Genomic DNA, 1,784 nt, shown 5'->3' with positions numbered 1-1,784 from the left:
TTCATATTAAGGTTCCTCCTAAGGTTTTGAGTTAGAGTGATGTCTTACTCATATCTTACTGAGGAGCCCTATTTTTTTCAAAGCTGAAAAATAACGAACTACAGGAATGCTAACCTGCCCCGTTAGTTCAACTCAATTGTACTATCTATTCCTCTATTTGTTGCTAATCAATTACGTCAATTTTTACATCTTTCCATTCAAAAGATAGATAATATTTGCGGTACACCTAAAGATAAATGGTCAACGAGGAAAATCTGTAAGACCTCATAATAAGGTCTTACACATGAAGGTGCTGACAATGTTCTAAAAGGGGCAATACCTGAAATATAAATATAACTGAAAGGAGTGAAATACTAATGGAAGCAAGCACCTTTTTAGGACTGTTTTGGGGATGGATGACGGTTATCGTATCGGGAATACTTTTCGTACGTCCATCAGTTCTACGTGAACTGAAAAGATTAGTGGTCGAGGACAGAGGATTTGGGATTATGTATGGCTTTCTATCGATTTTCCTAGGATTAGGCACTGTTATCCTGCATAATGTATGGGCACTCAACTGGCTGGGATTCATCACAGTCATTGCATGGCTCGCACTATTAAAGGGAATTTACGTAATTGCATATCCTGAGCCATCCAAGAAAACCGACTTTGAAGTACGGATACTATCTACGCGTATAGCACTTGCTATCGTTGGTGCTTTGGCTTTATGGATGCTTGTAGTAATCTATATGAAATAATTCGTAATTCCTAATAGCGACAAACAAGCCTCCGGCAGCGAATAGAAGGGTTTATTTATTCATCTCCTTTAATTTAGAAGATGTTGTCTCAGTAGTTTCGTTATGACCATTAAGACCTTCTTAATGTTGTTAAAATCAGGGTAGTCGCCAGGAAAATATGCTTAACGTTGTACATACGCATTTTCCTGACGCTATCCCCTTTCATTTTTATGTTCCTTTATCAACTAACGCACCCGTTAGTTCATTAAGACTTATCGCAGAGTTGACACAAACTACACGGGAAAAAGGCACCGGATAGTGCCCATCATCTTTATTTTTCTTTAGGAGGATTATTGTGTTGGAAATTTAAAAACTTAACAACAGGTTGACCATTCGGATTGAATTCTTTGTTATTTAAAAGTGGTTCCACACCAAGCGTTATTGTATCAATTCCTAAAAACTTTGTTTTCTCTTTTGGAACATATGGAGAGTGGGTTAAGACAGTAAATTTCAATATATAGCTAGAAGTGTATTCTCGTCCTTTTTCACTCTGTAACAATTCAACAACATCGTAATTCTTGTCCCACCAATCATATCCAATGTTTATTGAGTCAGCATTATAATAATCCTTTACTGCTGTTAAAATTTCTTCCTGGTAAAGTTGAACGAAAAAGTTATCAAAGACTTGTTCCTGTCCTTTAGAACTATGTTGATGGTTTTTTTCAGCTTGAACTGTCAATATATTTTCCAAAAGCAAGTAGAGCTACAAAAACACAAATTAATTTTCTCATTTAAATTCCTCCAGTATTTAGTTATTTGTTATTATCCGTAGTTGGAGAAAGTTTAATACTGAGAAATAAACATTTAGGTCACAGTACGAATACACTGCGCTTGTTGAACAAACCTGCCCCGATAGTTTAAGTACATTGATTAACAAACTTTGGTTGTAATTCTATAAAAAAAGGAACTGCTTTCACGAGGGCACTGAAAGAGTCCCTTCGGGCCAATAGAGGTAGTTTTTCTCAGTTTATTCTGAGGAAATCTACCTTTTTTTGTTTTATAATCAAA

Annotated in this window: 2 protein-coding genes; one reads left to right on the top strand and one right to left on the bottom strand. The window is 35.8% G+C overall.

Going from position 1 to position 1,784, the window contains the following annotated elements; all coding sequences use genetic code 11:
* Nucleotides 1–356 precede the first annotated feature (356 nt).
* Entirely contained in the window at nt 357–737 is a 381-nt protein-coding gene (locus ACFX4L_RS25295) for a hypothetical protein (protein WP_284468977.1), read from the top strand.
* A gap of 310 nt (nt 738–1,047) precedes the next feature.
* Here the strand turns inward: ACFX4L_RS25295 and ACFX4L_RS25290 are convergent, their stop codons facing one another.
* Entirely contained in the window at nt 1,048–1,455 is a 408-nt protein-coding gene (locus tag ACFX4L_RS25290) for a hypothetical protein (protein WP_377406657.1), read from the bottom strand.
* Nucleotides 1,456–1,784: the final 329 nt, after the last annotated feature.

The sequence above is a fragment of the Peribacillus sp. YIM B13482 genome, assembly GCF_042787975.1.
GTDB classification, from domain to species: domain Bacteria; phylum Bacillota; class Bacilli; order Bacillales; family DSM-1321; genus Peribacillus; species Peribacillus simplex_A.
The sequence above is the reverse complement of the archived record's forward strand: the minus strand, read 5'-3'. Positions and strand labels throughout refer to the sequence as shown.

What these genes read in the sequence shown, in the direction of transcription:
- ACFX4L_RS25295 (WP_284468977.1), top strand. Translation starts at nt 357, where the DNA reads ATGGAAGCAAGCACCTTTTTAGGACTGTTTTGGGGATGGATGACGGTT.